General features: G+C 58.0%; 21 protein-coding genes, 1 tRNA gene and 1 pseudogene. 17 read left to right on the forward strand and 6 right to left on the reverse strand.

Annotated features, from left to right (window positions below):
* Positions 1 to 121: 121 nt before the first annotated feature.
* From GUC22_RS23835 to GUC22_RS23855, 5 genes are read left to right on the forward strand one after another with little or no spacing between them, the layout of a single operon-like run.
* Positions 122 to 1,573, forward strand: a complete 1,452-nt coding sequence (locus tag GUC22_RS23835) for an MFS transporter (RefSeq protein ID WP_024360462.1) — start codon at positions 122 to 124, stop codon at positions 1,571 to 1,573.
* Between the two features lie 52 nt (positions 1,574 to 1,625).
* Positions 1,626 to 2,729, forward strand: coding sequence for a mandelate racemase/muconate lactonizing enzyme family protein (locus tag GUC22_RS23840; RefSeq protein WP_004108723.1), 1,104 nt, complete (start codon positions 1,626 to 1,628; stop codon positions 2,727 to 2,729).
* Positions 2,730 to 2,752: 23 nt separating this feature from the next.
* Positions 2,753 to 3,580, forward strand: a complete 828-nt coding sequence (locus GUC22_RS23845) for an SDR family oxidoreductase (RefSeq protein ID WP_004133472.1) — start codon at positions 2,753 to 2,755, stop codon at positions 3,578 to 3,580.
* Complete coding sequence (locus GUC22_RS23850) at positions 3,574 to 4,485, forward strand: dihydrodipicolinate synthase family protein (RefSeq protein WP_024360463.1); 912 nt, start codon at positions 3,574 to 3,576, stop codon at positions 4,483 to 4,485. The genes GUC22_RS23845 and GUC22_RS23850 overlap by 7 nt, the downstream gene beginning before the upstream one ends.
* Positions 4,472 to 4,903, forward strand: coding sequence for a GlcG/HbpS family heme-binding protein (locus GUC22_RS23855; protein ID WP_024360464.1), 432 nt, complete (start codon positions 4,472 to 4,474; stop codon positions 4,901 to 4,903). The genes GUC22_RS23850 and GUC22_RS23855 overlap by 14 nt, the downstream gene beginning before the upstream one ends.
* Positions 4,904 to 5,039: 136 nt before the next feature.
* Here the strand turns inward: GUC22_RS23855 and GUC22_RS23860 are convergent, their stop codons facing one another.
* Both GUC22_RS23860 and GUC22_RS23865 read right to left on the reverse strand, forming a co-directional pair.
* A complete protein-coding gene (locus GUC22_RS23860; protein ID WP_004133475.1) occupies positions 5,040 to 6,053 on the reverse strand; it encodes a LacI family DNA-binding transcriptional regulator in 1,014 nt (337 codons plus the stop codon).
* A 210-nt stretch (positions 6,054 to 6,263) separates the two neighbouring features.
* Entirely contained in the window at positions 6,264 to 7,295 is a 1,032-nt protein-coding gene (locus tag GUC22_RS23865) for a DUF1176 domain-containing protein (RefSeq protein ID WP_154923373.1), read from the reverse strand.
* Between the two features lie 478 nt (positions 7,296 to 7,773).
* Between GUC22_RS23865 and GUC22_RS23870 the strand changes: the two are divergent.
* The 4 genes and pseudogenes from GUC22_RS23870 to GUC22_RS23885 all read left to right on the forward strand — a co-directional run bounded on the left by GUC22_RS23870 (position 7,774) and on the right by GUC22_RS23885 (position 10,339).
* Positions 7,774 to 8,237, forward strand: a pseudogene (locus tag GUC22_RS23870) (DNA/RNA non-specific endonuclease).
* Between the two features lie 289 nt (positions 8,238 to 8,526).
* Entirely contained in the window at positions 8,527 to 8,850 is a 324-nt protein-coding gene (gene symE / locus GUC22_RS23875; protein ID WP_004133486.1) for an endoribonuclease SymE, read from the forward strand.
* A 146-nt stretch (positions 8,851 to 8,996) separates the two neighbouring features.
* The gene (locus GUC22_RS23880; RefSeq protein WP_142476949.1) at positions 8,997 to 9,431 is read left to right on the forward strand and encodes a VOC family protein; all 435 of its coding nucleotides are present in this window, start codon (positions 8,997 to 8,999) and stop codon (positions 9,429 to 9,431) included.
* Positions 9,432 to 9,595: 164 nt separating this feature from the next.
* Entirely contained in the window at positions 9,596 to 10,339 is a 744-nt protein-coding gene (locus GUC22_RS23885) for a hypothetical protein (RefSeq protein ID WP_160183799.1), read from the forward strand.
* Positions 10,340 to 10,386: 47 nt separating this feature from the next.
* Here the strand turns inward: GUC22_RS23885 and GUC22_RS23890 are convergent.
* Positions 10,387 to 10,471, reverse strand: a tRNA-Leu gene (locus tag GUC22_RS23890).
* 306 nt (positions 10,472 to 10,777) lie between these two features.
* On the opposite strand from GUC22_RS23890, the gene GUC22_RS23895 reads away from it, so the two are divergent.
* The 8 genes from GUC22_RS23895 (at position 10,778) to GUC22_RS23930 (ending at position 18,675) form a co-directional block, all read left to right on the forward strand.
* On the forward strand, positions 10,778 to 11,791 hold the full coding sequence (locus GUC22_RS23895) for an HNH endonuclease domain-containing protein (protein ID WP_160183800.1): 1,014 nt from the start codon (positions 10,778 to 10,780) through the stop codon (positions 11,789 to 11,791).
* Positions 11,791 to 12,369: a class I SAM-dependent methyltransferase gene (locus GUC22_RS23900; RefSeq protein WP_024360497.1), complete on the forward strand. Its 579-nt coding sequence runs from the start codon at positions 11,791 to 11,793 to the stop codon at positions 12,367 to 12,369. Before GUC22_RS23895 ends, GUC22_RS23900 begins: the two co-directional genes overlap by 1 nt.
* A 129-nt stretch (positions 12,370 to 12,498) precedes the next feature.
* Positions 12,499 to 13,518 (forward strand): NADPH-dependent aldehyde reductase Ahr, encoded by a 1,020-nt coding sequence (gene ahr, locus GUC22_RS23905; RefSeq protein WP_098363503.1) that lies wholly within the window; start codon positions 12,499 to 12,501, stop codon positions 13,516 to 13,518.
* Between the two features lie 190 nt (positions 13,519 to 13,708).
* Complete coding sequence (locus GUC22_RS23910; RefSeq protein WP_116943932.1) at positions 13,709 to 14,581, forward strand: carbohydrate ABC transporter permease; 873 nt, start codon at positions 13,709 to 13,711, stop codon at positions 14,579 to 14,581.
* On the forward strand, positions 14,571 to 15,458 hold the full coding sequence (locus GUC22_RS23915; protein WP_160183801.1) for a carbohydrate ABC transporter permease: 888 nt from the start codon (positions 14,571 to 14,573) through the stop codon (positions 15,456 to 15,458). Before GUC22_RS23910 ends, GUC22_RS23915 begins: the two co-directional genes overlap by 11 nt.
* Before the next feature lie 10 nt (positions 15,459 to 15,468).
* Entirely contained in the window at positions 15,469 to 16,293 is an 825-nt protein-coding gene (locus GUC22_RS23920) for a phosphodiesterase (RefSeq protein WP_160183802.1), read from the forward strand.
* A 5-nt stretch (positions 16,294 to 16,298) separates the two neighbouring features.
* Positions 16,299 to 17,372, forward strand: a complete 1,074-nt coding sequence (locus GUC22_RS23925) for an ABC transporter ATP-binding protein (RefSeq protein ID WP_049131474.1) — start codon at positions 16,299 to 16,301, stop codon at positions 17,370 to 17,372.
* A complete protein-coding gene (locus GUC22_RS23930; RefSeq protein WP_024360501.1) occupies positions 17,365 to 18,675 on the forward strand; it encodes an ABC transporter substrate-binding protein in 1,311 nt (436 codons plus the stop codon). Before GUC22_RS23925 ends, GUC22_RS23930 begins: the two co-directional genes overlap by 8 nt.
* A gap of 123 nt (positions 18,676 to 18,798) precedes the next feature.
* Here the strand turns inward: GUC22_RS23930 and iolE are convergent, their stop codons facing one another.
* From iolE to GUC22_RS23945, 3 genes are read right to left on the reverse strand one after another with little or no spacing between them, the layout of a single operon-like run.
* Positions 18,799 to 19,698, reverse strand: coding sequence for a myo-inosose-2 dehydratase (gene iolE, locus GUC22_RS23935; RefSeq protein WP_116943922.1), 900 nt, complete (start codon positions 19,696 to 19,698; stop codon positions 18,799 to 18,801).
* Positions 19,699 to 19,722: 24 nt separating this feature from the next.
* Positions 19,723 to 20,607, reverse strand: a complete 885-nt coding sequence (locus GUC22_RS23940; RefSeq protein ID WP_116943921.1) for a sugar phosphate isomerase/epimerase family protein — start codon at positions 20,605 to 20,607, stop codon at positions 19,723 to 19,725.
* Positions 20,608 to 20,648: 41 nt separating this feature from the next.
* Complete coding sequence (locus GUC22_RS23945; RefSeq protein WP_004136140.1) at positions 20,649 to 21,662, reverse strand: Gfo/Idh/MocA family protein; 1,014 nt, start codon at positions 21,660 to 21,662, stop codon at positions 20,649 to 20,651.
* Between the last annotated feature and the right edge of the window lie 7 nt (positions 21,663 to 21,669).

Here is a 21,669-nt window from a genome sequence, read left to right on the forward strand (position 1 = left end):
TTACGTTGTTAGCGATCCTGACAAACATCCGCTGCATTCGTCTCTTTATCGTCCATAAAGAGCGGATCAACGCGCATCTGTCCGGGCGGGCCCTCCGCCTGCCCGGATAAGAGAGGATTATATGTATCAGCAGCAACATATTGAATTTATTATCCAGAAGGCAAAGAAACGGCTCGATCAGCAGGAGGCCCCCGGCTGCACCAAAGCGGGATGGCTAATGATCACCGCATTATTAATTGAGTCATGGGATATTTATTCCATGGCGTTTATTTTATTCGCCCTGAAAGATATTTATGAGCCCAGCAGCTGGCTGCTCGGTTTTACCGCCGCCGGCACCCAGCTTGGCGCGGTGGTCGGCGCGCTGCTCGGCGGCTGGCTGACCGATAAGCTCGGACGGCGTAAAATTTTCCTCTGGTCGATGATCCTGTTCGCGATCTTCGCCGTTCTTCAGGGCCTGGCGCCCAATATGTACTGGCTGGCGATTATTCGCTGCCTCGCCGGGATCCCGGTGGGCGCGGACGTGGCTAACGGCTTTACCTACATTATGGAGGTGATGCCGAAGGGCAAGCGCGAAGTGATGGCCAACCGCTGGCAGTTTATGTTCGCGCTGGGGATTATCGCCGCCATTCTGCTGGTCACCACGCTGGTGGCGCTTGATGTTCACCCGGATATGATCTGGCGCATCGTGCTGGCGGTCCCGGCGATCCCGGCCTGCCTGCTGCTGTTTATGCGTCGCGAGCTGCCGGAGACGCCGGCGTGGTTCGTCGAACGCGGCCGCTTTATCGAAGCGAAACAAGCCTCCCGTGACTATTACGGCGAACAGGATGGCCGTCTGCTGGACGACATTCTGCCCAACGAAAACGTCACCATCGCCGACCCGACGCTCAAAGAGACGCTGCACGATCTGTTCCGTCGTCCCTTTACCCGCCGCACCACCCTGTTCGGCTGGTTCTCCTGCGCCGTGCAGTCGTTTGAAAACTACGCCTTCTCCTTCTTCCTGCCGCTGATCCTCGTCACCATCGGGATTTCCGGGCAGATCCAGAATAACCTCGCCCTGCTGGCGGTGAACTGTATCGCCGCGCTCTCGGCGTTTGTCGGCCCGCTGCTGTTGCCGAAGCTCGGGCATAAGGGGCTGAGCAAATACGGCTTCCTGCTGGTCACCATCGGCATCTCAATTTCGGCGTGGGGCGTCTACAGCAGCAGCTTCGCATTTATCATCTTCGGCGCGGCGCTGATGCTGTGGGGCCACTACTGGGACTCCGAAAGCGGCATGACGGTGATCTCGCTGGTGGCAAAACCGCGCTATCGCGGCGTGGCCTCCGGCATCGGCTACACCATCGTCAAGGTCACCGCCTTCGTTACCACCCTGGTCTTCCCGGCCCTGTTTGAAGCGGTCGGCGTACCCATCGCCTCGATGATTATCGCTATCGCGCCGTTCTGCGCCTTCCTCGCCTCCATCTTCCTGCTACCGGAAGTCTTCGGCCATGCGGTGGGCGACGAGAACGATCGAGAGCATGACGCCAGCCCGGCAATCGCCCTGGAGGGTCATGAATCCCCGGCCTCCAAACATTAACCGCCCGGGCCGCAGGGGCGGCCCCCGCTGAACCCATAAAGGAAGGAATCAAATGAACAGCACAAAAATGCCCGTGATTGAAAATATCGAACTGATGACCGCCCGCGTTCCGCTGCCGGAAGGCCCGTGGGGGGATCAAATTCACCACGTCACCGATATCGAAGTGGCGATTGTTGACGTCTACGGTTCAAACGGCCACGTTGGCACCGGCTTTAGCCACACTTCCGGCTGGTGCGGGAAAACCATCTCTGCGCTGATTGCCGAGATTATCCCTGACGTTATTGGCCAGCCGCTCTCCCCGCGCGGCCTGTGGCATCGCTCATATAAACACGTACACGACGTCGGCGGCGCGGGCGTCACCACCCATGCCCTGGCGGCGCTGGATATCGCCTATTGGGACCTGCTAGGCAAAACCCTCAACGCGCCGATCATCGACATTCTTGGCCGCGTACGCGATCGCGTTCCACTGTACGGCAGCGGCATCAACCTGCATCTGTCCATTGAGGAAGTGATCGACCAGGTCAAGCGCTGGAAAAGCACCGGCTATCTGGCGGCGAAAGTAAAAGTGGGCAAACCGACGCTGGAAGAGGACGTGGAGCGGCTGCGTAAGATTCAGGAGGCGGTGCCGGGCTTCCCGCTGGCGGTGGACGCCAACCAGGGCTGGAACTTCCCGCAGGCGCTGCGCGCATTCAAGCTGTTCGAGCCGCTTAACCTGCTGTGGATTGAGGAGCCGCTGCCCTCCGACGATATCGCCGGCCACCTGCGGCTGCGCGAACGCAGCGCCACGCCTATCGCGCTGGGAGAAAACGTCTATAACTTAAACCAGTTTACGCAGTACATCGAGAGCGGCAGCGCGGATTATATCCAGGCGGATCTCGGCCGCGTCGGCGGGATCACCGGCTATCTGGATATCGCCGCCGTCGCCCGCGCGCACAACCTGCCGATGACGCCGCATTTTGTCATGGAGCTCAGCGCCAGCCTGCTGGCGACGGTGCCGAATATCTCATACGCCGAGATGACCGACGGCGGGCGCTGGAAAGATCTGCGCATCATCGCCGAAGCGGGCGAAGAGGTGGACGGCTACTACGTGCCGAGCGAACGGCCGGGCCACGGTATTATTCTCGATCGTGATTACCTCGCAACCCACAAAATCTAACCACGCAGTGAGGGGAAAGGACAATGGAAGACACGTTATTCTCGGTTAAAGACAAGGTTATCATCGTGACCGGCGGCCTGGGACAGCTGGGGGCGCAGTACGTGAAGACGTTACACGACCGCGGCGCGAAGGTGGCGGCGCTGGCCACCCGCGTCGATGCCGCGCGCGTCGACCGCGTGCTGGGGGCGATCAAGGACTCCGACCGCCTGCTGTGCGCGGAAGTGAATATTACCGATAAAGCCAGCATTAACCGGGTGCTGGATAGCATTGAAGCGAAGTGGGGCGTCCCGGATGGCCTGGTCAACAACGCGGGCGTCGACACCCAGCCCAGCGCGCCGCCGGAAGTCTCCGGCCCGTTTGAAGAGTTTCCGGAAGAGGTGTTCCGCGAGGTGGTGGAAGTGAACCTGGTCGGCACCTTCCTGATGACCCAGCAGGTCGGCAAGCGCATGAAACAGGCCGGCAAAGGCGGCTCGATCATCAACGTCGGTTCGATCTACGGCGTGGTCTCCCCTGTGCAGGATATCTACAGCTACAAAAAAGAGGACACCGGCATTCCGTTCGTCAAACCGGTGGCCTATTCGGCGGCAAAGTCCGGGCTGTATAACTTTACCCGCTACTGCGCCACCTACTGGGGGCGCGACGGCATTCGCGTCAATACTCTGACCCTCTCCGGCGTCGAGCGCAGCGATCAGGACCCGCGCTTCCAGAAAAACTACACCAGCCGTATCCCCATCGGGCGGATGGCGAAAGCCCACGAGTACAACGGCGCGGTGGTGTTTTTGCTCTCCGACGCCTCGGTCTATATGACCGGTTCCAACGTGGTGGTGGATGGAGGCTGGACCGCATGGTAAGCGATAAATGGCAGGTTTTTCGCGGCATTATCTCCGCCGTGGTGACGCCGATGCACGCCGATGAGTCGGTGAACTACGCGGCGCTGGACGCGCTCGCCCGCGCCCAGCTGGCACGCGGGGTTGAGGGCTTTTACTGCTGCGGCTCCTCCGGGGAGGGGCCGTTGCTGCGTTTCGATGAGCGCCGGCAGGTGCTGGCGACGCTGGTGCAGTCGGCGGGTGGTCGCGTGCCGGTGATCGCCCACGTCGGGACGCCGCGCACCCGGGATGCCGTCGAGCTGGCGAAGCACGCCGAGCAGGACGGCGCCAGCGCGGTGTCGCTGGTGCCGCCCTACTACTACAAATATAGCCGCGAGGAGATTATCGCCTACTACCGTCGGGTGCTGGACGCCATTTCGATTCCGGTGATTTTGTATAATATTCCGCAGTTTACCGGCGTCGAGCTGGATGCCCAGAGCGCCGACGCGCTGCTCGGCGATGAGCAGGTTCTGGGGGTGAAGCATACTTCGCATAACCTCTATTCGCTGGAACGAATGATCGCCCGCTACCCGGAGAAAGTCTTTTTTAACGGTTTCGATGAGATCTTCCTTTCCAGCCTCGCGGCGGGCGCGACGGCCACGGTTGGCACCACGGTTAACCTGCAGCCGGAGCTGTTTCTCGCCCTGCGCAGCGCCTTTCAACAGGGCGACATCGCCCGGGCGCAGCGCCTGCAGCAGCAGATCAACGAGGTGGTGGACCAGCTGGTCGCGCGCGGCGTGTTCCAGTCGGCGAAGTATCTTGCCGCGAAAGAGACCGTCGATACTGGCCCCACCCGCGAGCCGTTTGTGGCGCTGACGGCGGTGCAGAAAGGCGAGCTGGATGACCTCTATCTGCGCTTACGGGGGTATATCGCCGATGCCGGACAATGACGCGCTCTGTCCCCAGGTCCGCCTGAACGATAGCGCCGTGTGCCAGCAGGTCGCGCGGTTTTTACAGGAGACGGAAAGCGATGCGCGAACCCGGGGGCTGGCAGTGGCGGTTGTCGGGACTGAGGGCGAGCTCATCGCCTTTGGCGCGCACGCTTGCTGCCCGCCGCTACCGCGCCAGCTGGCGCAGCGCAAGGCCTGGAGCGCCCTGCGCTTTCGCCGTCCGACGGCAACGCTGGCGCAAGAGGTCAGCTCCGGTACCCTGCAGCTGGCGGTATTTAACGACCCGCAGCTGCTGGCGATGCCGGGCGGCGAGCCGGTGATAGTTGAAGGGCTGGCTATTGGCGGCATCGGGATCAGCGGCCTGCCACCGGAGCTGGACGCCGGGCTGGCGGCTCGGTTTGTTCAGCGATTGACTTGATGAGGGATCGTGAAGGGTTCCCGGATTGCGGCGCCCGCGCCTTTTCCGGGCTACCAGCGCGCGCAGGCTGCGGTATTTGTAGCCCCGGCCAGCATAGCGCGGCCGGGGATTGACGTGTTCACACAAGCCGTGTCATTTACTGGCTCCGCTGCTTCTCCACCGACAGCGGGCGGTGAATCAGGGTCATCGGGACGGTGATCTTCACATCGGCATTTTCCCCCTGCAGCTTCTGCTGCATCAGATGAAACGCGTGCTGCGCCCAGGCGTCCTCATCCTGGCGCATCGACCATACCGCGTTCGGCAGAAATCCCAGCATCTGATGTTCATCGAAGGTGCCGATGGGAATATCCGACGGAATAAAGCCGTAAGTTTCCCGCAGCGCGCTCAGCGTCCCTTCCAGAATGGGCAGAGAGGAGGCGATAAACGCCTTCGGCGGCTCGCGGTGCTGACGGAGAAAATCGAGCATCAGCTGTTTGCCCTCTTCCTGACGGTTATGGCTGGCGGACAATATCCACTCCTTGCCCGTGGGCAGTTCGCTCAGGTAGCCCTGCAGACGACGCTGGATCGACGGCTGCTGGGTATCCCCGGCGATAAAAAAAATCGGCGAGACGTCCACCGCCTGGGTCATCGCCTGCACCAGCTTTTTGCTGCCGTTGTAGTTATCGCTCACCACCAGCGACACGTCGCTCTCGCCAAAATCGCGGTCGAGCAGCACCAGCGGCCGCTTGCGCGCCACCTTCTGATGATGCAGCTGCGTTTCCCGGGTAGAGGGCACCACGAAGAGCCCGTCAACGTTGCGCGCCAGCAGCCCTTCAACCAGACTGTTTTCATGCTCGCTGTCGCTGTAGGTGCAGGCAATCATTAGCTGATACCCCGCCTGACGGCAGCAGGCTTCGAGCTTTTCCGCCAGGGTGGAGAAAAACAGGTTGGATAAACGCGGGATCACCAGCCCTAAGGTCTCGGTTTTATTGAGCTTCAGGCTGCGGGCGATATGGTTAACGACCAGCCCGTTCTCGGCGATGTAATCATTAATACGCTGCTGCGTTTTGGCGCTGATGCGATACTGCTCAGCTTTGCCACCCAGCACCAGGCGCACGGTGGTAATCGAGATTTCCAGCGCCCTGGCGACTTGCTCAACGGTTTTGGCCATAAACTCATTTTCCATAACGAACAGAACGGATTAATCATAAACTAATTCGAGTTAGCAATACATTAGCCGCGCTGTTATTTTGAACAAGGCGTCAGTTTTCTGACGCCACTGGCGCTGTCGATCGCGATCCCGCGACGCGGACGATCGTTAAGATCCTTCCCTGTCCTCTCTGTCGGCGTGTGTGTCGGGAGAGATTCTGGCCGCGTGATTTCACTTTGCCGGTTTAACCTCGGTCACCCAGGTGGGGAGATCCCACGTCCCGCCGAGGCGAAGATAGCGGCACATCCCGGTGGTCGCTTCACGGCTTTTGCGGAACGTTGTGCCATCCCAGAGCCAGCTCGCCGTCCCCCAGCAATCGCCGAGCCCTCGCCCTTTCTGGCTCATAAAAATCTCGCCGTCGCCATACTCAGAACCGGAAACCGTAATAAGCGTTGGATTACCCTCAAGTTTGCTATCCACAACCCAATAGCCGTATCCCTCGTTATAGGCCGCCCGCCAGCACAAGGCCGAAATCAGGGAATGCGCGTTATCCAGCGGCGTCAGGCTGATGGTTTCAGGCTCCTCCCCCTCCTCAGGCTGGAGGCGATCGCACCAATCATCGTTATTTAGCGTGGCCAGAAGCTTCGGCTTGAGCACCGCCAGCTCAGGCGCGGTTAACGCTCTCTCCTGCGCCTTCTCAGGCATGACCCGGTGAATGACCGGGGCGGGAATCGCCGCCCGGACGCTGCTTTCCGGCCTGTCGCCTTTTTTGGTCAACGCGTCCGGCGTGCCGATTCGCCCCTGAACATCGTCCATTTTCAGCAGTACCGCGTAAGCGCCTTCGCCGGAAAGCACAAACGGCGCCTCCGCGCCTGTAAATTCGACCTTCCCGCTGCCTTTGATGGCGTTAACGATCGCCCGGGCCTGTTTCTCTGACAGCGGCCAGCTCTCTTTTGCGGGCTTCACATCGCCTGCCGGCTGGCCGTTGATCCACAGCGTCAGTTTGCCCGGCAGAACGTCGCTGTCGGTCACCTCCGCCAGCATCAGCTCTCCCGAGACGGCGGTGCCCGCTCCGGCCTGGCGGGTCAGCAGCACCGAACCTCCGCTTCCTTCTTCAGCGCTGTATCCCGCCGCCCGGCAGGTCAGCGTGTTATCGCATACCACTTCCCAGTCTTTGTGGCTGAATGAAACGCCTGTTTCCGCCAGCGCGGGGAGACTAAGTACGGCCAGTGCCAGCACGCCTCTCCAGCGTTCCTTTTTCATAACTTCTCTCCTTAATCGGTCATTCGTGTAGTCTGAGTAATCCACCTCGCCGAGAGAAGCGTTTTCCCCTGCCGGTACAATTTTTCAGACAACCGCATGAATGCATGACCGCTTGACGCTTTGTTGGGCATTCTCACATCTGTGCAGCGCAAAGAAAATAACGAACAGAGCGTCATGTGCTCTCATTCACTATCATCTCAAACATCAAAAAATATCATCCGGCGTGATGTTAAATCACCTTGTGATATTTCACGCGGCTGCGAACGGCTAACTCATTTTATTCTCTCACTTCATCTGTGCGATTCATATGTGAATAACGCGCCTGTTACTCAGGGCGTTTTTTCTTTTTATGCATCGATTTCATCTTCTCTGTGACGTCATCAACAACATGAAGCTATTCAGAATATTCAGCGTATTGCCGTCGTTATTTTTTGCCGCCGCGTGTGCTGCCGGGTTATCCCATGTAGATAATTGTGAAGTGGGCTGCCCGTCCGGTGGAAGCGACCAGACGCTGGTGCGCGAAGCCTATACGCTCAACAACAACAGCCACCGCAAATTCGCCAATTGGGTGGCGTATAAAATCACCAAAGCCAGCCTGGCCAGCGGGCGTTCGCGCAGCTGGAAGCGCGATCCGGATTTACCCGCTACGGATACCCTTGCCCCCGCGGCATATAAAGGGGCCAGCGCAGCATTGGCGGTCGATCGCGGGCATCAGGCGACGCTCGCCGGGCTGGGCGCCAGCGCAGACTGGCAGGCGTTAAACTATCTTTCCAATATCACCCCGCAGGTCTCCGATCTGAATCAGGGGCGTGGGCGCGGCTGGACGAGATTGAGCGGCGGACTCATCCGGCGCTCTCGTTCTGGTCCGCCCTGCCGGCAGGTATCGCCCACCGCCTGAAGTCCCGAAAGGGTACGCTGGCAAAAGAGATGGGGTGCCCGTAATTGGACATGGCATTCTGTTGCGCGCATTATCTCGCTTTTATTTTTTTGAATCTGCTTTGCGGTTATTTCAGCAATATCAGGAAAGACATTTTCCACAGGCGCGAATTAATAGCACCATGTATTCTGTTAATTCTTAATTTGCGGTTAAAGGCGTTTATTATGTCCGATTAAAGTCTGGACTTTATTTTTATTACTGGTTAGGTTTACAGGTGTTATTTAGCGCGGTGCGAATGTGCGCCAACACACCCGCACCGCTGATCACAATTACTATTTACCAAGAATAGCAACCATGACTAATGCTGATTGTATTGTAGATTCGTTTGATCCAGAAGTGTCGCCGAAAAATAAGCGTCAGTTGACGGTGAGTTATGTGAGACGTTTGCCAGATCGTCGTCTTGTTCCGGCGCTGATCATGAAGGGCGAGTGGCTGGCGGCGGCAGGGTTTTCGACCGGCACTCGGGTGGAGGTGCGGGTGATGGAGGGCTGTATTGTGCTGACGGCGGTTGAGCCGGAACCGGAGCTGGAAGCCGCGATGCGCAGGGTGGAGAAGCTGTCGGCCAGGAAGCAGAAGCAGGTCAGAGAGTTTATCGGAGTGATTGGGGGACGGGGTTGAGGGGTCAGGATTGCGGTGACAGACAGGATTTTAATGCCATGCTCTATATCGCCACTCCGGGCCTGTACTCATCCATCAAATCCCTACAACGTTCCTTTTAGATAACGGATAAATACCTGTTAATACGACTGAATGAGGAAACCATCATGGAGACTTACCGATTACATCGCGGCAGGCTTATCGACCATATCCAGCTTGTGGTAAATGATTTCGAGGCCAGCAAAGCGTTTTATACAGCCGTGCTGGCGGTCCTTGAGATCCCTGTCGTGAATACCTACGACGATTATTTTTGGGCTGATGAGCTTGTTGTTTCATCCATTAATAGCCCCGGTTCCGCAGGTAAGCCGACAGGACGGCATCACCTGGCTTTCCAGGCCAGGGATCGTGAGACGGTGGATGCTTTTTACCAGGCAGCGCTGGCACACGGCGGCGGTGATAACGGTGCGCCCGGTGAGCGAACTTATCACCCGGGGTACTACGCGGCCTTTGTACTCGATCCCGATGGTAACAATATCGAAGCGGTTTACCATGGCGAGGGGGAACGCAGTGCGGCATCGGTGGAGATTGGCTTCAGTCTTTAAGCATAACAGCCTCCGGGCAGGGCCGTATTAGGCGGTTGGCATTAAGTCAGACCAGCAGCCAGCCCAGGAATTCGCCATATCGAAGCCCTCATAATAATGAGGGCTACATAAAATAAATTCAGTGTTGTAAATTCATTACGTATTCGTTTTATAAAGGAATAACGATGGGAGCCATTAACGAGATAGATATTGCAAAGCTGGTTTTGCTACCCGCGGTTTTATATGTGGCTAAAAAGATCATCGACTGGGCGGGAAAAGTGATGTCCAGCCCGCCAGCAAAGCGAAAAATCCGCTTCGAAAAGGTACCTATTGAAACAAAAATAGAGGTGCTGAATAAAATCGCTGAGATAGCGAACGCTGAAATACCCGACACTAAACTCTCGAGGACGCATCAGACGGTACAAATGAAATTTTTGTATGAGCAGATCGGGATTACCCTCCCTGTCTGGCACGCCCATCAGCTGATCGCGTTTATCGCTGATAAAAATATCGGCTCATATGATGTACGATTAATGAGTTTCCTTAAAAACCCATCCTTATATCGTTGTGATGAAAATCATTTTTCTGTAGATGCTAAAAAAATTAAAAATTTTCACATCGTTAGCGGGGTTTTCTGGCTAATTTCAATCGTCATTTTTGCTTGCGCCTGGTGGACAACAATACAATCGTTACTGGCCAGCGGGGGCGTAAATTCGGTTATCGCATTTTCACTGTTTTACTTTATTTCCGCTATTGTGGTCACTGGCTTTATCTTAAGCCAGGTTGGAGAAACCTGGCAAAGCGCCAGATTCGCCAGGCTGTTTGAAAGGTGGTGTGAGGATGAAGCGCGGGTGGATAGCGGGGAGCATGCTGTACTAGCCATGTCGGAGCCAGAAGAACAGATGCCTCAACAGGAGGTTTTCAAATGATGAAATGCAGATACAAAAAAGTATTTTAGTGGACTGATTGGGGGATTTGGTGCCGAAGGCCGGACTCGAACCGGCACGTATTTCTACGGTTGATTTTGAATCAACTGCGTCTACCGATTTCGCCACTCCGGCACGGAAAGGATACGGAAAACGTTCTGGATTATACCTGTCACTGGCTGCTGCGCAAGCGGCAGAGTGCGATCGCCACGCTAAGTGTTGAAAAAAACAGCGCAAGCCGCATTTCGGCCAACATTCAATACGTTCCAGATATAACCCCTCGTTCTCACCTTTCCCACTCGCGGTTTCCTCTTTCTCCGAGTCTGCTCGCAAAATCCTGAAAACGGTTCAATCCGGTTTACATTTTCGGCAATTTGTTATCAGATCCTGTTATTAGTACGCGTAATAACGCCGGTACTTTCCCAAAACAGGATTTCCGCAATGCGCTTCTATCAGATCGAACCGACGCTGGAGAACTACTGGCGCGGCATTATTCTTTTTGGCAAAAACGTCGCCTCCTATAAGTTTGCGCTGGCGCATGCGCTGTACGATATCCGCCGCGACGGTAGCGATCTGATACGCCTCGAGGAGCTTGCGGTGCCGTTCAGCCAGCATCTGTGTCGCCATCTTGAGCACGCCCCCAAACAGATCACGTCGCCAAAAAGCCAGTATCTCAGCGCCTGTAGCCGCTTCAATCGCCAGGAGATAACCCAGGATCAGCTCATCGCGGCAACGGTTAAGCTCGGCTTTAGCGTGGTGCTGGATAAATTTCATAACGTGAATCAGGGCGAAATCGCCAGGCGCTTTTTTATCGATGAGCGTAAAACGCATCAAGGCATCCGCCTGACCGACGACTTTTATTCTCTGACGGAGCGCCAGCAGTACCAGAACCTGATCCACGAAACGGACGCCCGCTGGCGTCTGGTGGAGCAGGCGTGGGCGATGAACATCGCCAGCAGCCTGATCGCCGTAGAATATGATGCCGCCGAACAGCAGCTCTTCAGCACCCTGAATACCCGACGGGTTGCCATCTCCAGCTGTCGCGACAGCCTGAACGGCTACCAAAAAGGCCGCTGCTTTTACTGCTATAAGCCGATCAGTCTCGAAAGCGGGGATGAGAACCTGGCCGACGTTGACCACTTTATCCCGTGGGCGGCGCGCGGCGAGGTGGCGAATATCAACGGCGTCTGGAACCTGGTTCTCGCCTGCAAGAGCTGCAACCGCGGGGAGAAGGGCAAGTTTATGCGGGTACCGTCGGCAAAATTGCTGCGCCGCCTGCGCGACAGAAACGAATATTTTATTACCAGCCACCTTCCCTTGCGTGAAACCTTAATCCGTCAGACCGGCAACACGACCGTCCGCCGCGATGACTTCCTCGCCAAAATCTGGAACACTGCGCGCATTACGCTCCTTCATGAATGGGAACCTCAGGCCGCCGGAACGGATATATTCTGATGACAATCAACTACTACCAGCAGAATGCTGACAGCTTCGTGGCTTCAACCGTCGCTGTCGATATGACCTCTCTGTACGCGCCTTTTATCGGGGCAATTGAACCGAACGGGCTGATCCTCGATGCGGGATGCGGCTCCGGACGCGATGCCAAAGCCTTTGCCGATATGGGCTACCGGGTCGAGGCGTTTGACGCCTCACCAGCCATGGTCGAGCGGGCTGCGCAACACAGCGGGCTGGCCGTGCGTCAGGCGACCTTTCAAAGTATCAGCGAAAGCGCACGATATGACGGCATCTGGTGCTGCGCTTCGCTGCTGCACGTTCCCGCCGCGGAGCTGCCGGGAGTGATGCACAAACTGGCTACGGCCCTCAAACCCGGCGGCGTCTGGTACGTCTCATTTAAATACGGTTCAGGCGAGCGAGAAAAAGAGGGGCGGCGGTTTACCGATCTCGATGAAGCAGGGCTGACGGCGCTGGTCGAACCGCTGGCGGATATCCGTCTTGCCAACATGTGGCAGACAGTGGATAAGCGCCCGGAGCGGAGCGAAATCTGGCTCAACGCGCTGTTACTCAAAAGCTGAACTATCGCGACGGCTTCTCTCTCGCAGAGAAGCCAGCTTGCGCAAGCTTCCCCCCTCCTTCTGCCAAGCGTCCCCTCGCCCCATGCTCTACACTTCCTTCTTAACTACGCCAAACCCAAGGAAACTGTCATGAGCACTATTAAAAGTTACGCCGCCAAAGAAGCGGGCGCCGATCTGTCGCTGTGGGAGTACGATGCCGGCGACCTTAAGCCGGAAGATGTCGAAGTGCAGGTGGAGTACTGCGGGATCTGCCACTCCGACCTGTCGATGATCGACAACGAATGGGGCATGTCGAGCTATCCGCTGGTGGCCGGTCACGAGGTGATAGGCCGGGTGGCGGCGCTGGGCAGCGCGGCGCAGGATAAAGGGCTGAAGGTTGGCCAGAAGGTCGGTATTGGCTGGACGGCGCGCAGCTGCGGCCACTGCGACGCCTGTATCAGCGGCAACCACGTGAACTGTCTGGAAGGCTCGGTGCCCACCATCATCAACCGCGGCGGCTTCGCCGATAAGCTGCGCGCCGACTGGCAATGGGTGATCCCGCTGCCGGAAAACATCGATCTTGAATCCGCCGGGCCGATGCTCTGCGGCGGCATTACCGTCTTCAAACCGCTGCTGATGCATCACGTCACGGCGAACAGCCGCGTCGGCGTCATCGGCATTGGCGGCCTCGGCCATATCGCCATCAAGCTGCTGCACGCGATGGGCGCGGAAGTCACCGCCTTCAGCTCCAATCCGGCGAAAGAGCAGGAAGTGCTGGCAATGGGCGCCGATCGCGTAGTGAACAGCCGCGATCCCGAAGCCTTAAAGGCGCTGGCCGGCCAGTTCGACCTGATTATCAACACCGTCGCCGTCGACCTCGACTGGCAGCCGTACTTTGAAGCGCTGGCATACGGCGGCAACTTCCACACCGTCGGCGCGGTAATGAAGCCGTTCCCGGTCCCCGCGTTTACCCTGATTGGCGGCGACCGCAGCATCTCCGGTTCGGCCACCGGCAACCCGGCCGAGCTGCGCAAGCTGATGAAATTTGCCGGACGCAGCAAAGTCGCGCCGACCACCGAGCTGTTCCCGATGTCGCAGATCAACGAGGCGCTGAAGCACGTTCGCGAGGGCAAGGCCCGCTACCGCGTGGTGCTGAAAGCCGACTTCTGATCGTTCCTCGTCATGCTTCAGGCCGCAGCCGCGCGGCCTGAACGCCACTGACCGGGGTGATGCCGGGCGGCCCGTCTGCCCGGCGCTTGTTTCCCTGGTCATTAAACCGTCATCTCCCCGCCATACGTTTGCAGTCAATCCTTCTCACAATCCGGGCTTCTACAAACGCCTGAATGAGACGTCCGCCACCATGAGAAAAACCTGGCTCCCCTGGCTGATACTGTCGCCTTCCCTGCTGTTTTTATTGCTGTTTACCTGGTTCCCCCTCGGGCGATCGATTTATGACAGCCTGTTCGATACCCGCATAGTCAGCGACGGCGGCCAGTATGTCGGGCTGGAGAACTTCAGTCGTCTGTTCGCCGACAGCGTCTTCTGGCAGTCGCTGGTGAATAACCTGCTTTATATCCTGCTGACGGTGGTACCGGGCGTGACGCTCGCCCTGCTGCTGGCGGTCGCCCTGACCGAGAATCACCGCGTCAACCGCTGGCTGCGCACCGCCTTCTTCTTCCCGATGATTATCCCGATGGTCAGCGCCGCCGCGCTGTGGCTGTTTATCTTTATGCCCGGCCTTGGCCTGCTCGACCACTATCTGGCGAAGCTGTTCGGCCCGATGAACAACAACTGGCTGGGGCGCAGCAATAGCGCGCTGCTGGCGCTGGCGCTGATTGGCGTGTGGAAGTTCGCCGGTTACTACATGCTGTTTTTCCTCGCCGGGTTGCAAAGCATTCCGGCCTCCACGCGCGAAGCGGCGATAATGGAAGGCGCCACCCGCACGCAGGTGTTCTTTAAGGTGACGCTGCCGCTGCTGCGCCCGACCCTGAGCTTCGTCATAACCACGGCGCTGATCTACTCCATCACCCAGATCGACCACGTGGCGGTGATGACCCGCGGCGGGCCGGATAACGCCACGACCGTGCTGCTCTACTACATCCAGAACCTCGCCTGGGACACCCATGATTTAGGTAAAGCTTCCGCCGCCACCTTCCTGACGCTGGCCGGGCTGTTTGCCTTCTCGCTGATTAACCTCAAACTGCTGGAGAAAGGAGCGCACTATGAGCGCTGAAATCTCGCCGCTGGCGCTGCGATCGCACAGCGCATCACGCCCGCTGTGGCTGCGCCTGCGCCGCTCGCAGCCCTTTACGCTCACGGTATTAATGTGCTGCCTGGCGCTGCTGTGGATGAGCCCGTTTTTATGGATGCTGGCAACCTCGTTTAGCGCCACGACCTTCGGCGAGGATATGGCCTCGCTGCTGCCCCGTATGCCGCTGACGCTGGATAACTTCCGCGATGCCTGGGCCAGCGCCGACTGGCTGAGCCTCTACGCCAACACCCTTATCTTCACCTTCGGCACCTTCTTCGCGCAGCTGTTGACCATCACCACCGCCGGCTACGTCTTCGCCTGCCACGAGTTCCGCGGCAAGAAGACGCTGTTCCTGATGTTCCTCGTCCAGCTGATGATCATGCCTGTGGTGATGATGGTGCCGAACATGTTGACCCTGAAAACCTTCGGCCTGCTCAACACCCTCACTGGGGTAATGATGCCCTACTTCACCTCGGCGTTCGGCGTGTTCCTGATGCGTCAGGCGTTTCTGGCCATACCCAAAGAGCTGGAAGAGGCGGCGCTGATGGAGGGCTGTCGCTGGTGGCAGGTGCTATTCCGCGTGCTGCTGCCGATGTCCTGGCCGTCGGTGCTGGCCTTCGCCACCGTCAGCATTACCTACCACTGGAACGAGTATCTGTGGCCGCTGATGATGCTGAACGACCCGGACAAACAGGTGCTGACCGTGGGGCTGGTCTCGTTCGCCATGGGCGCCGAATCCGGCGGTCAGTGGGGCATCATCGGCGCCGGCACGCTGATGGTCTGCCTGCCGCTGATGCTCGCGTTCATCCTCTTCCAGAAACAGTTCCTGCGAAGCTTCGGCTTCTCCGGGATCAAATAAGGAGCTCTTCATGCTGTTAGCGCAAATTTCCGATACCCATTTCCGCAGCCGCGGCCAGAAGCTGTACGGCTTTATTGACGTCAACGCCGCTAATGCCGACGTCGTCTCCCAGTTGAACGCCCTGCAGGAGCGTCCGGACGCGGTTGTGGTGAGCGGCGATATCGTCAACTGCGGCCGCCCGGAAGAGTATGAGGTCGCCCGCCAGATCCTCGGCAGCCTGAACTATCCGCTGTATCTCATTCCCGGCAACCACGACGATAAAGCGCTGTTTCTGGAATACCTGCATCCGCTGTGCCCGCAGCTCGGCCGCGATGCGCAAAACATACACTACGCGGTAGACGATTTTGCCACTCGCCTGCTGTTTATCGACTCCAGCCGCGCGGGTACGTCGAAAGGCTGGCTGACCGAGGAAACCATCAAGTGGCTGGAGTCTCAGCTGTTTGATGGCGGCGATAAACCGGCGACGGTGTTTATGCATCATCCGCCGCTGCCGCTGGGCAACGCGCAGATGGACCCTATCGCCTGCGAAAACGGCCATCGTCTGCTGGCGCTGGTTGAGCGTTTCCCGTCGCTGACGCGCATTTTCTGCGGCCATAACCACAGCCTGACCATGACCCAGTATCGCCAGGCCATCATCTCCACCATCCCGGGAACCGTCCACCAGGTGCCCTACTTTCATAAAGATACCCGACCGTATTACGACCTCTCTCCGGCGTCATGCCTGATGCATCGCCAGGTCGACGAGCAGTGGGTGAGCTATCAGCATCCGCTGACCCACTACGCCGGACCGTGGATGTACGACGAAAATATCAGCTGCCCAACGGAAGATCGCTAAACGCCATGCTTAGTCTGCAAAACATCAGTAAACAGTTTGACGGTAAACCGGCCCTCAGCGCCCTGTCGCTGGATATTCGCGAAGGGGAATTCGTGGTGCTGGTGGGCCCGTCCGGCTGCGGTAAAAGCACCCTGCTGCGCCTGCTCGCCGGGCTGGAGCCGGTCAGCGAGGGGGAGATCTGGCTGCACGATGAGAACATCACCGACATGTCGCCCAGAGAGCGTAATTTCGCGATGATCTTTCAGAACTATGCGCTGTTTCCGCACCTGTCGGTGCGCGACAACATCACTTTCGGCATGAAGGTACGCAAAGAGGAGAAAACCAGCTGGCAGCCGCGGGTGGATAAAGTCGCGCAAATGCTGCAGCTGGATACCCTGCTCGATCGCAAGCCGGCGAAGCTCTCCGGCGGCCAGCGGCAGCGGGTGGCGATGGCGCGGGCGATTGTGCGCAATCCGCGCCTGTTCCTGATGGATGAGCCGCTCTCCAACCTTGACGCCCGCCTGCGTAGCGAAGTGCGCGACAGCATTATGGACCTCCACCAGCAGCTCAGAACCAGCACCGTCTACGTCACCCATGACCAGACGGAAGCGATGTCGATGGCCGACCGCATCGTGGTGATGAACGGCGGCCACGTACAGCAGGTCGGGCGACCGGAGTATCTCTACGCCAACCCGGCCAACCTGTTTGTCGCCGGGTTTATCGGATCTCCGGCGATGAATCTGCTCTCGCTGCCCTGCGCTGATGGTGAGGTATTACTGGGTGAGCTGCGCTATCCGCTGCCGCCGCGCTACCGTGAAGAATCCCGGGTGTGGTTAGGCATTCGCCCGGAACATATCAGCGACCGCGTGGAGGAGAGCCATCTGCGCCTGCCCACCACCGTGCTGCAACGAGAACTGATGGGAGCCGATTATCTGCTCCACGTCAGCACCCCCATCGGCACCCTACGCTTTAGCCGTCGCCATCGCGGCGCGGTGCCGGAGAAAGGCGATTCGCTGATCCTCGGCTTTTCACCTGCCGATGTGCATCTTTTTCATGCTGAGAAACAGCATAATTTACTGATGGAGACAGACCATGTTTAAACCTCTCACCGCTCTCGCGGTTGGGCTCAGCCTTGCCCTGAGCGGCGCGGCGCAGGCGAAAGAGAAGATCGACTTCATGTTTCCGGCGCCGGTGGACGGTAAGCTGACCATGGAGATGACCCGCGTCATTAAGCAATTCAACGAGTCGCAGCAGGATGTCGAAGTGCGCGGGATCTTTACCGGTAACTACGACACCACCAAGATCAAAGCCGAATCAGCGCAGAAGGCCGGACAGCCGCCCGCGCTGGTGATTATGTCCGCTAACTTCACCACCGATCTGGCGCTGAAGGATGAGATCCTGCCGATGGATGAGCTGTTCCAGTATGGCGATCAAAAAGCCGGGGATTTTCTGGTGAAGGCGTTCTGGCCCGCAATGCATAAAAACGCCCAGGTGATGGGCACCACCTATGCGATCCCGTTCCATAACTCGACGCCGATCCTCTACTACAACAAAACAATGTTCGATCGGGCCGGTATCAAACAGCCGCCGCAAACCTGGGCCGAGCTGCTGGCGGACGCCAGAAAGCTGACCGACGAAAGCAAAGGCCAGTGGGGGATCATGCTGCCGTCGACCAACGATGATTACGGCGGCTGGATCTTCTCGGCGCTGGTGCGCGCCAACGGCGGGAAATACTTTAACGAGGACTATCCGGGCGAAGTCTATTACAACACGCCAACCACCATCGGCGCCCTGCGCTTCTGGCAGAACCTGGTCTATAAAGACAAAGTCATGCCTTCCGGCGTGCTGAATTCGAAACAGATCGGCGCCAGCTTCTTCTCCGGCAAAGTCGGAATGGCGATGCTGAGCACCGGCGCGCTGGGCTTTATGCGCGAGAACAGCAAAGATTTTGAACTGGGCGTGGCGATGCTGCCGGCCAAAGAGCAGCGCGCGGTACCGATCGGCGGCGCCAGCCTGGTGAGCTTCAAGGGCATCAACGACGCGCAGAAAAAAGCGGCGTATCAGTTCCTGACGTATCTGGTGAGCCCGCAGGTCAACGGCGCCTGGAGCCGCTTTACCGGCTACTTCTCCCCGCGTAAGGCCGCCTACGATACGCCGGAAATGAAGGCGTATCTGCAGCAGGATCCGCGCGCGGCTATCGCCCTCGAACAGCTGAAGTATGCCCATCCGTGGTACTCCACCTGGGAGACCGTTGCCGTGCGTAAAGCGATGGAAAACCAGCTGGCCGCGGTGGTCAATGATGCCAACGTTACCCCGGAAGCCGCGGTGCAGGCGGCGCAGAAGGAAGCCGATGCGCTGATGAAGCCCTACGTCGATAAGACCGCGCTGGCGGAAGTGAAGTAAACTTTTCCCTCTCCCTGCCCCTCTCCCAAAAGGAGAGGGAAACGTTCAGCGTCGCTTTTTCGCCGTCACGACAGAGGAAAAAAAGCAGGCCATACGACGTATGGCCTGAAAATGAAACAACGATTAGATTCCTGCCGTCTCGCGGATATATTTGCGCGCTTTTACGGCGTATTCGAATGGGTTGGCCAGCGCCGGATCCTGCTCGGCCTCAACCACCATCCAGCCTTTATAACCATGTTCGTCCAGCAGTTTGAACACCGGACGGAAATCAATGACGCCGTCGCCCGGCACGGTGAAGGTCCCCTTCTTCACGCCGTCAAGGAAGGAGAGCCCTTCGCGACGCACCTGCTCGATCATCGGCGGACGCACGTCTTTCAGGTGTACGTGGTTAATGCGCGGCAGATATTTTTTCAGAATCGCCAGCATCGGCTCTTCGCCGCCTTCGGAATACCAGGCGTGTCCGGTGTCGTAGAGCAGGAAGACTTTGTCATCCACCAGCGACATAAACTTGTCGATCTCTGCCGTCGTCTGGATACCGGTACCCATATGGTGATGCAGACAGACCTGCATGCCCTTTTCCGCCGCCAGACGACCGAGGGTGTTATAGCCTTCCGCCACCCGCTGCCACTCTTCTTCACTAAAGCACGGTTTCGCATTCTCCAGGATGGGCTTTTCCAGCCCCTGAATGCTGCCGCTCTGCTCGGAGCAGCCGATGACTTTCGCGCCCATAGCATGCAGAAAATTCATGTGGTTAACGAATTCGTCAATGGTCTTTTCCCGCTGGCCGTTAGCAAAAAAGGTGCTGAACCAGGCGTTGCAAATCTGAATGCCGCGGATATCCAGCATCGGCTTGAGAACCGCCGGATCGCGCGGATATTTGCTGCCGACTTCGCTGCCGGTAAAGCCCGCCAGCGCCATTTCGCTGACGATTTGCTGGAAAGTATTTTCGCTGCCCAGCTCCGGCATATCGTCGTTAGTCCAGCCAATCGGGGCGATGGCCAGTTTTACGTTATCTTTGTTCATAGTAGGGGCTCCTGCCGCTGCGCCTTACCGGCGCAGCAATTCACGTTCGATGAGTTCACGGGTTTCCACTGCCTGGTGTTTCATTTTTTCCGGGTAACCGAACAGCGAGGTGGCCACAATTGGCTCACCGCCGACCTTGAAGGTCTGTTCGGCAAATTTCATATCGCGCAGAGTGCGGAACAGCGCGTCGAAATCAACATCCCCTTCCCCGACGCCCACGTGCTGGTGAACGACGGCATCTACGCCCGGTGGGTTAACGATATAGCGGCAATGTTTTGTATGGTTGCGGGTATCCGCGATCAGCACGTGGGAGAGATCGCTTCCCGCGTAGCGCAGCATCTTCTCAACGTCGCCCACGCCTTTGTCATAGAAGAAGGTGTGCGGGACGCTGTAAACGTACTTCACGTTATCGCTGCGGAACGACTTCACGATATCGACGGTTTCGTTGTTCTCTTCGCAGAAGTCCCACGGATGCGCCTGAATTTCAACGCGGATGCCTTCGCGCTCAAAAATCGGCAGCAGCTCTTCCATGGAGCGATAGAACATCTCATCGCAAATCTCCGGCTGGTTAGGATCGCCGGAAAACTCGGTGTTGATCACCTGTACACCCATTTCAACCGCGATTTCGATCAGCCGTTTCCAGTTTTTCACTGCCGCCTGACGGCGCAGCTCATCCGGACCGGACCAGCGGTAGACGCAGATAAACGAAGAGAGCTCCACGCCGGTATCGCGCAGCGCCTGCTTGTACTCAGCCATAATTTCCCGGCTGGCCCGCGGGTGCTTGTAGAACGGGTTGATCTGCGGGTGCGGCGATTGCTCAATGTATTTGTAGCCCCATTCGGCCACCTGGTGGACCATGCGGGTAACCCCGAGGTCTTTAATAACATCAACGTCAAAAGCAATTTTCATCGTCGTTACCTGTGCAAAGAAGTTCCGTCAGCAAAGCGGGATTAGCGTTTGTAGAATGCCGGGCATTCAGGCAGCGTCACCTCAACCGGGTCGCTGGTTCCCTGCGCTTTGATACAGGCGTCGGCAGCGACGGACGCCGCGTAGCCATCCCACGCCGATGGGCCGTGCAGCTGGCCGGCCTGAACATCATTGATAAAGGCCTGCAGCTCAACGTCATACGCTTTGATAAAGCGATCCTTCCAGTCGGTCAGAATAGCGGTCGACAGGTTAGCGGCTTTGCGCATCTGCACGGCCGACGGCTCAGGCAGGCGGGCAATTCCGGTTTCCCCTACTACTTCACACTGGATGTCATAGCCGTACTGGCAGTTCACAAAGACTTCCACATCGATCAGCGTGCCTTTTTTGGTTTCAAACGACACGATCTGCGGGTCTTTCAGGCGCGCATGGGTGTGGGACGTGGAGCGCGGGAAGCGCACCTGCACGGAGCGATAGTCGTCATTCAGCAGCCAGCGCAGCACATCCAACTCGTGAATCAGGGTGTTGGTGATCGCCATATCGGTGGTGTAATTCTCGCCCACCGACTGGTTGCGGTGCGCGCAGCGCAGCATCAGCGGCGCGCCGATGTCGCCGTCATCGATCACTTTTTTCAGCGCCAGATAGCCTTCGTCGTAAGGGCGCATAAATCCAACCTGCACCAGGCGGCGACCGGCTTTCATTTCCGCATCAACGATACGGCGGCAGCCTTCCGCGCTCATCGCCAGCGGCTTCTCGCAGAACACCGGCTTCCCAGCGGCGATGGCGGCCAGCGTGTACTCTTCGTGGGTGGGGTCCCATGAGGTGACCAGAATGGCATCCACATCGCTGGCCTTAATCACGTCATGACCGTCGGCGTACACTTCGGCATGCACGCCCGGCAGCGCAACCGCGGCGCGCGCGTTCTCTTCGTTGATGTCCGAAACCGCCACTACCGTGGCTCCCTGCAGTACCTGAGTGCAACGACGGATATGTTCTTTACCGATAGCGCCGGCACCGATGACACCTAATTTGAGTGACATAGTTGGT

Source organism: Klebsiella sp. MPUS7 (assembly GCF_009905335.1).
GTDB classification, from domain to species: domain Bacteria; phylum Pseudomonadota; class Gammaproteobacteria; order Enterobacterales; family Enterobacteriaceae; genus Klebsiella; species Klebsiella grimontii.

Excerpts from the sequence above, each read along its gene's own strand:
- GUC22_RS23835 (WP_024360462.1), top strand. The coding sequence starts at position 122 with ATGTATCAGCAGCAACATATTGAATTTATTATCCAGAAGGCAAAGAAA.
- GUC22_RS23840 (WP_004108723.1), top strand. The coding sequence starts at position 1,626 with ATGAACAGCACAAAAATGCCCGTGATTGAAAATATCGAACTGATGACC.
- GUC22_RS23845 (WP_004133472.1), top strand. The coding sequence starts at position 2,753 with ATGGAAGACACGTTATTCTCGGTTAAAGACAAGGTTATCATCGTGACC.
- GUC22_RS23850 (WP_024360463.1), top strand. The coding sequence starts at position 3,574 with ATGGTAAGCGATAAATGGCAGGTTTTTCGCGGCATTATCTCCGCCGTG.
- GUC22_RS23855 (WP_024360464.1), top strand. The coding sequence starts at position 4,472 with ATGCCGGACAATGACGCGCTCTGTCCCCAGGTCCGCCTGAACGATAGC.
- GUC22_RS23860 (WP_004133475.1), bottom strand. The coding sequence starts at position 6,053 with ATGGCCAAAACCGTTGAGCAAGTCGCCAGGGCGCTGGAAATCTCGATT.
- GUC22_RS23865 (WP_154923373.1), bottom strand. The coding sequence starts at position 7,295 with ATGAAAAAGGAACGCTGGAGAGGCGTGCTGGCACTGGCCGTACTTAGT.
- symE (WP_004133486.1), top strand. The coding sequence starts at position 8,527 with ATGACTAATGCTGATTGTATTGTAGATTCGTTTGATCCAGAAGTGTCG.
- GUC22_RS23880 (WP_142476949.1), top strand. The coding sequence starts at position 8,997 with ATGGAGACTTACCGATTACATCGCGGCAGGCTTATCGACCATATCCAG.
- GUC22_RS23885 (WP_160183799.1), top strand. The coding sequence starts at position 9,596 with ATGGGAGCCATTAACGAGATAGATATTGCAAAGCTGGTTTTGCTACCC.
- GUC22_RS23895 (WP_160183800.1), top strand. The coding sequence starts at position 10,778 with ATGCGCTTCTATCAGATCGAACCGACGCTGGAGAACTACTGGCGCGGC.
- GUC22_RS23900 (WP_024360497.1), top strand. The coding sequence starts at position 11,791 with ATGACAATCAACTACTACCAGCAGAATGCTGACAGCTTCGTGGCTTCA.
- ahr (WP_098363503.1), top strand. The coding sequence starts at position 12,499 with ATGAGCACTATTAAAAGTTACGCCGCCAAAGAAGCGGGCGCCGATCTG.
- GUC22_RS23910 (WP_116943932.1), top strand. The coding sequence starts at position 13,709 with ATGAGAAAAACCTGGCTCCCCTGGCTGATACTGTCGCCTTCCCTGCTG.
- GUC22_RS23915 (WP_160183801.1), top strand. The coding sequence starts at position 14,571 with ATGAGCGCTGAAATCTCGCCGCTGGCGCTGCGATCGCACAGCGCATCA.
- GUC22_RS23920 (WP_160183802.1), top strand. The coding sequence starts at position 15,469 with ATGCTGTTAGCGCAAATTTCCGATACCCATTTCCGCAGCCGCGGCCAG.
- GUC22_RS23925 (WP_049131474.1), top strand. The coding sequence starts at position 16,299 with ATGCTTAGTCTGCAAAACATCAGTAAACAGTTTGACGGTAAACCGGCC.
- GUC22_RS23930 (WP_024360501.1), top strand. The coding sequence starts at position 17,365 with ATGTTTAAACCTCTCACCGCTCTCGCGGTTGGGCTCAGCCTTGCCCTG.
- iolE (WP_116943922.1), bottom strand. The coding sequence starts at position 19,698 with ATGAACAAAGATAACGTAAAACTGGCCATCGCCCCGATTGGCTGGACT.
- GUC22_RS23940 (WP_116943921.1), bottom strand. The coding sequence starts at position 20,607 with ATGAAAATTGCTTTTGACGTTGATGTTATTAAAGACCTCGGGGTTACC.
- GUC22_RS23945 (WP_004136140.1), bottom strand. The coding sequence starts at position 21,662 with ATGTCACTCAAATTAGGTGTCATCGGTGCCGGCGCTATCGGTAAAGAA.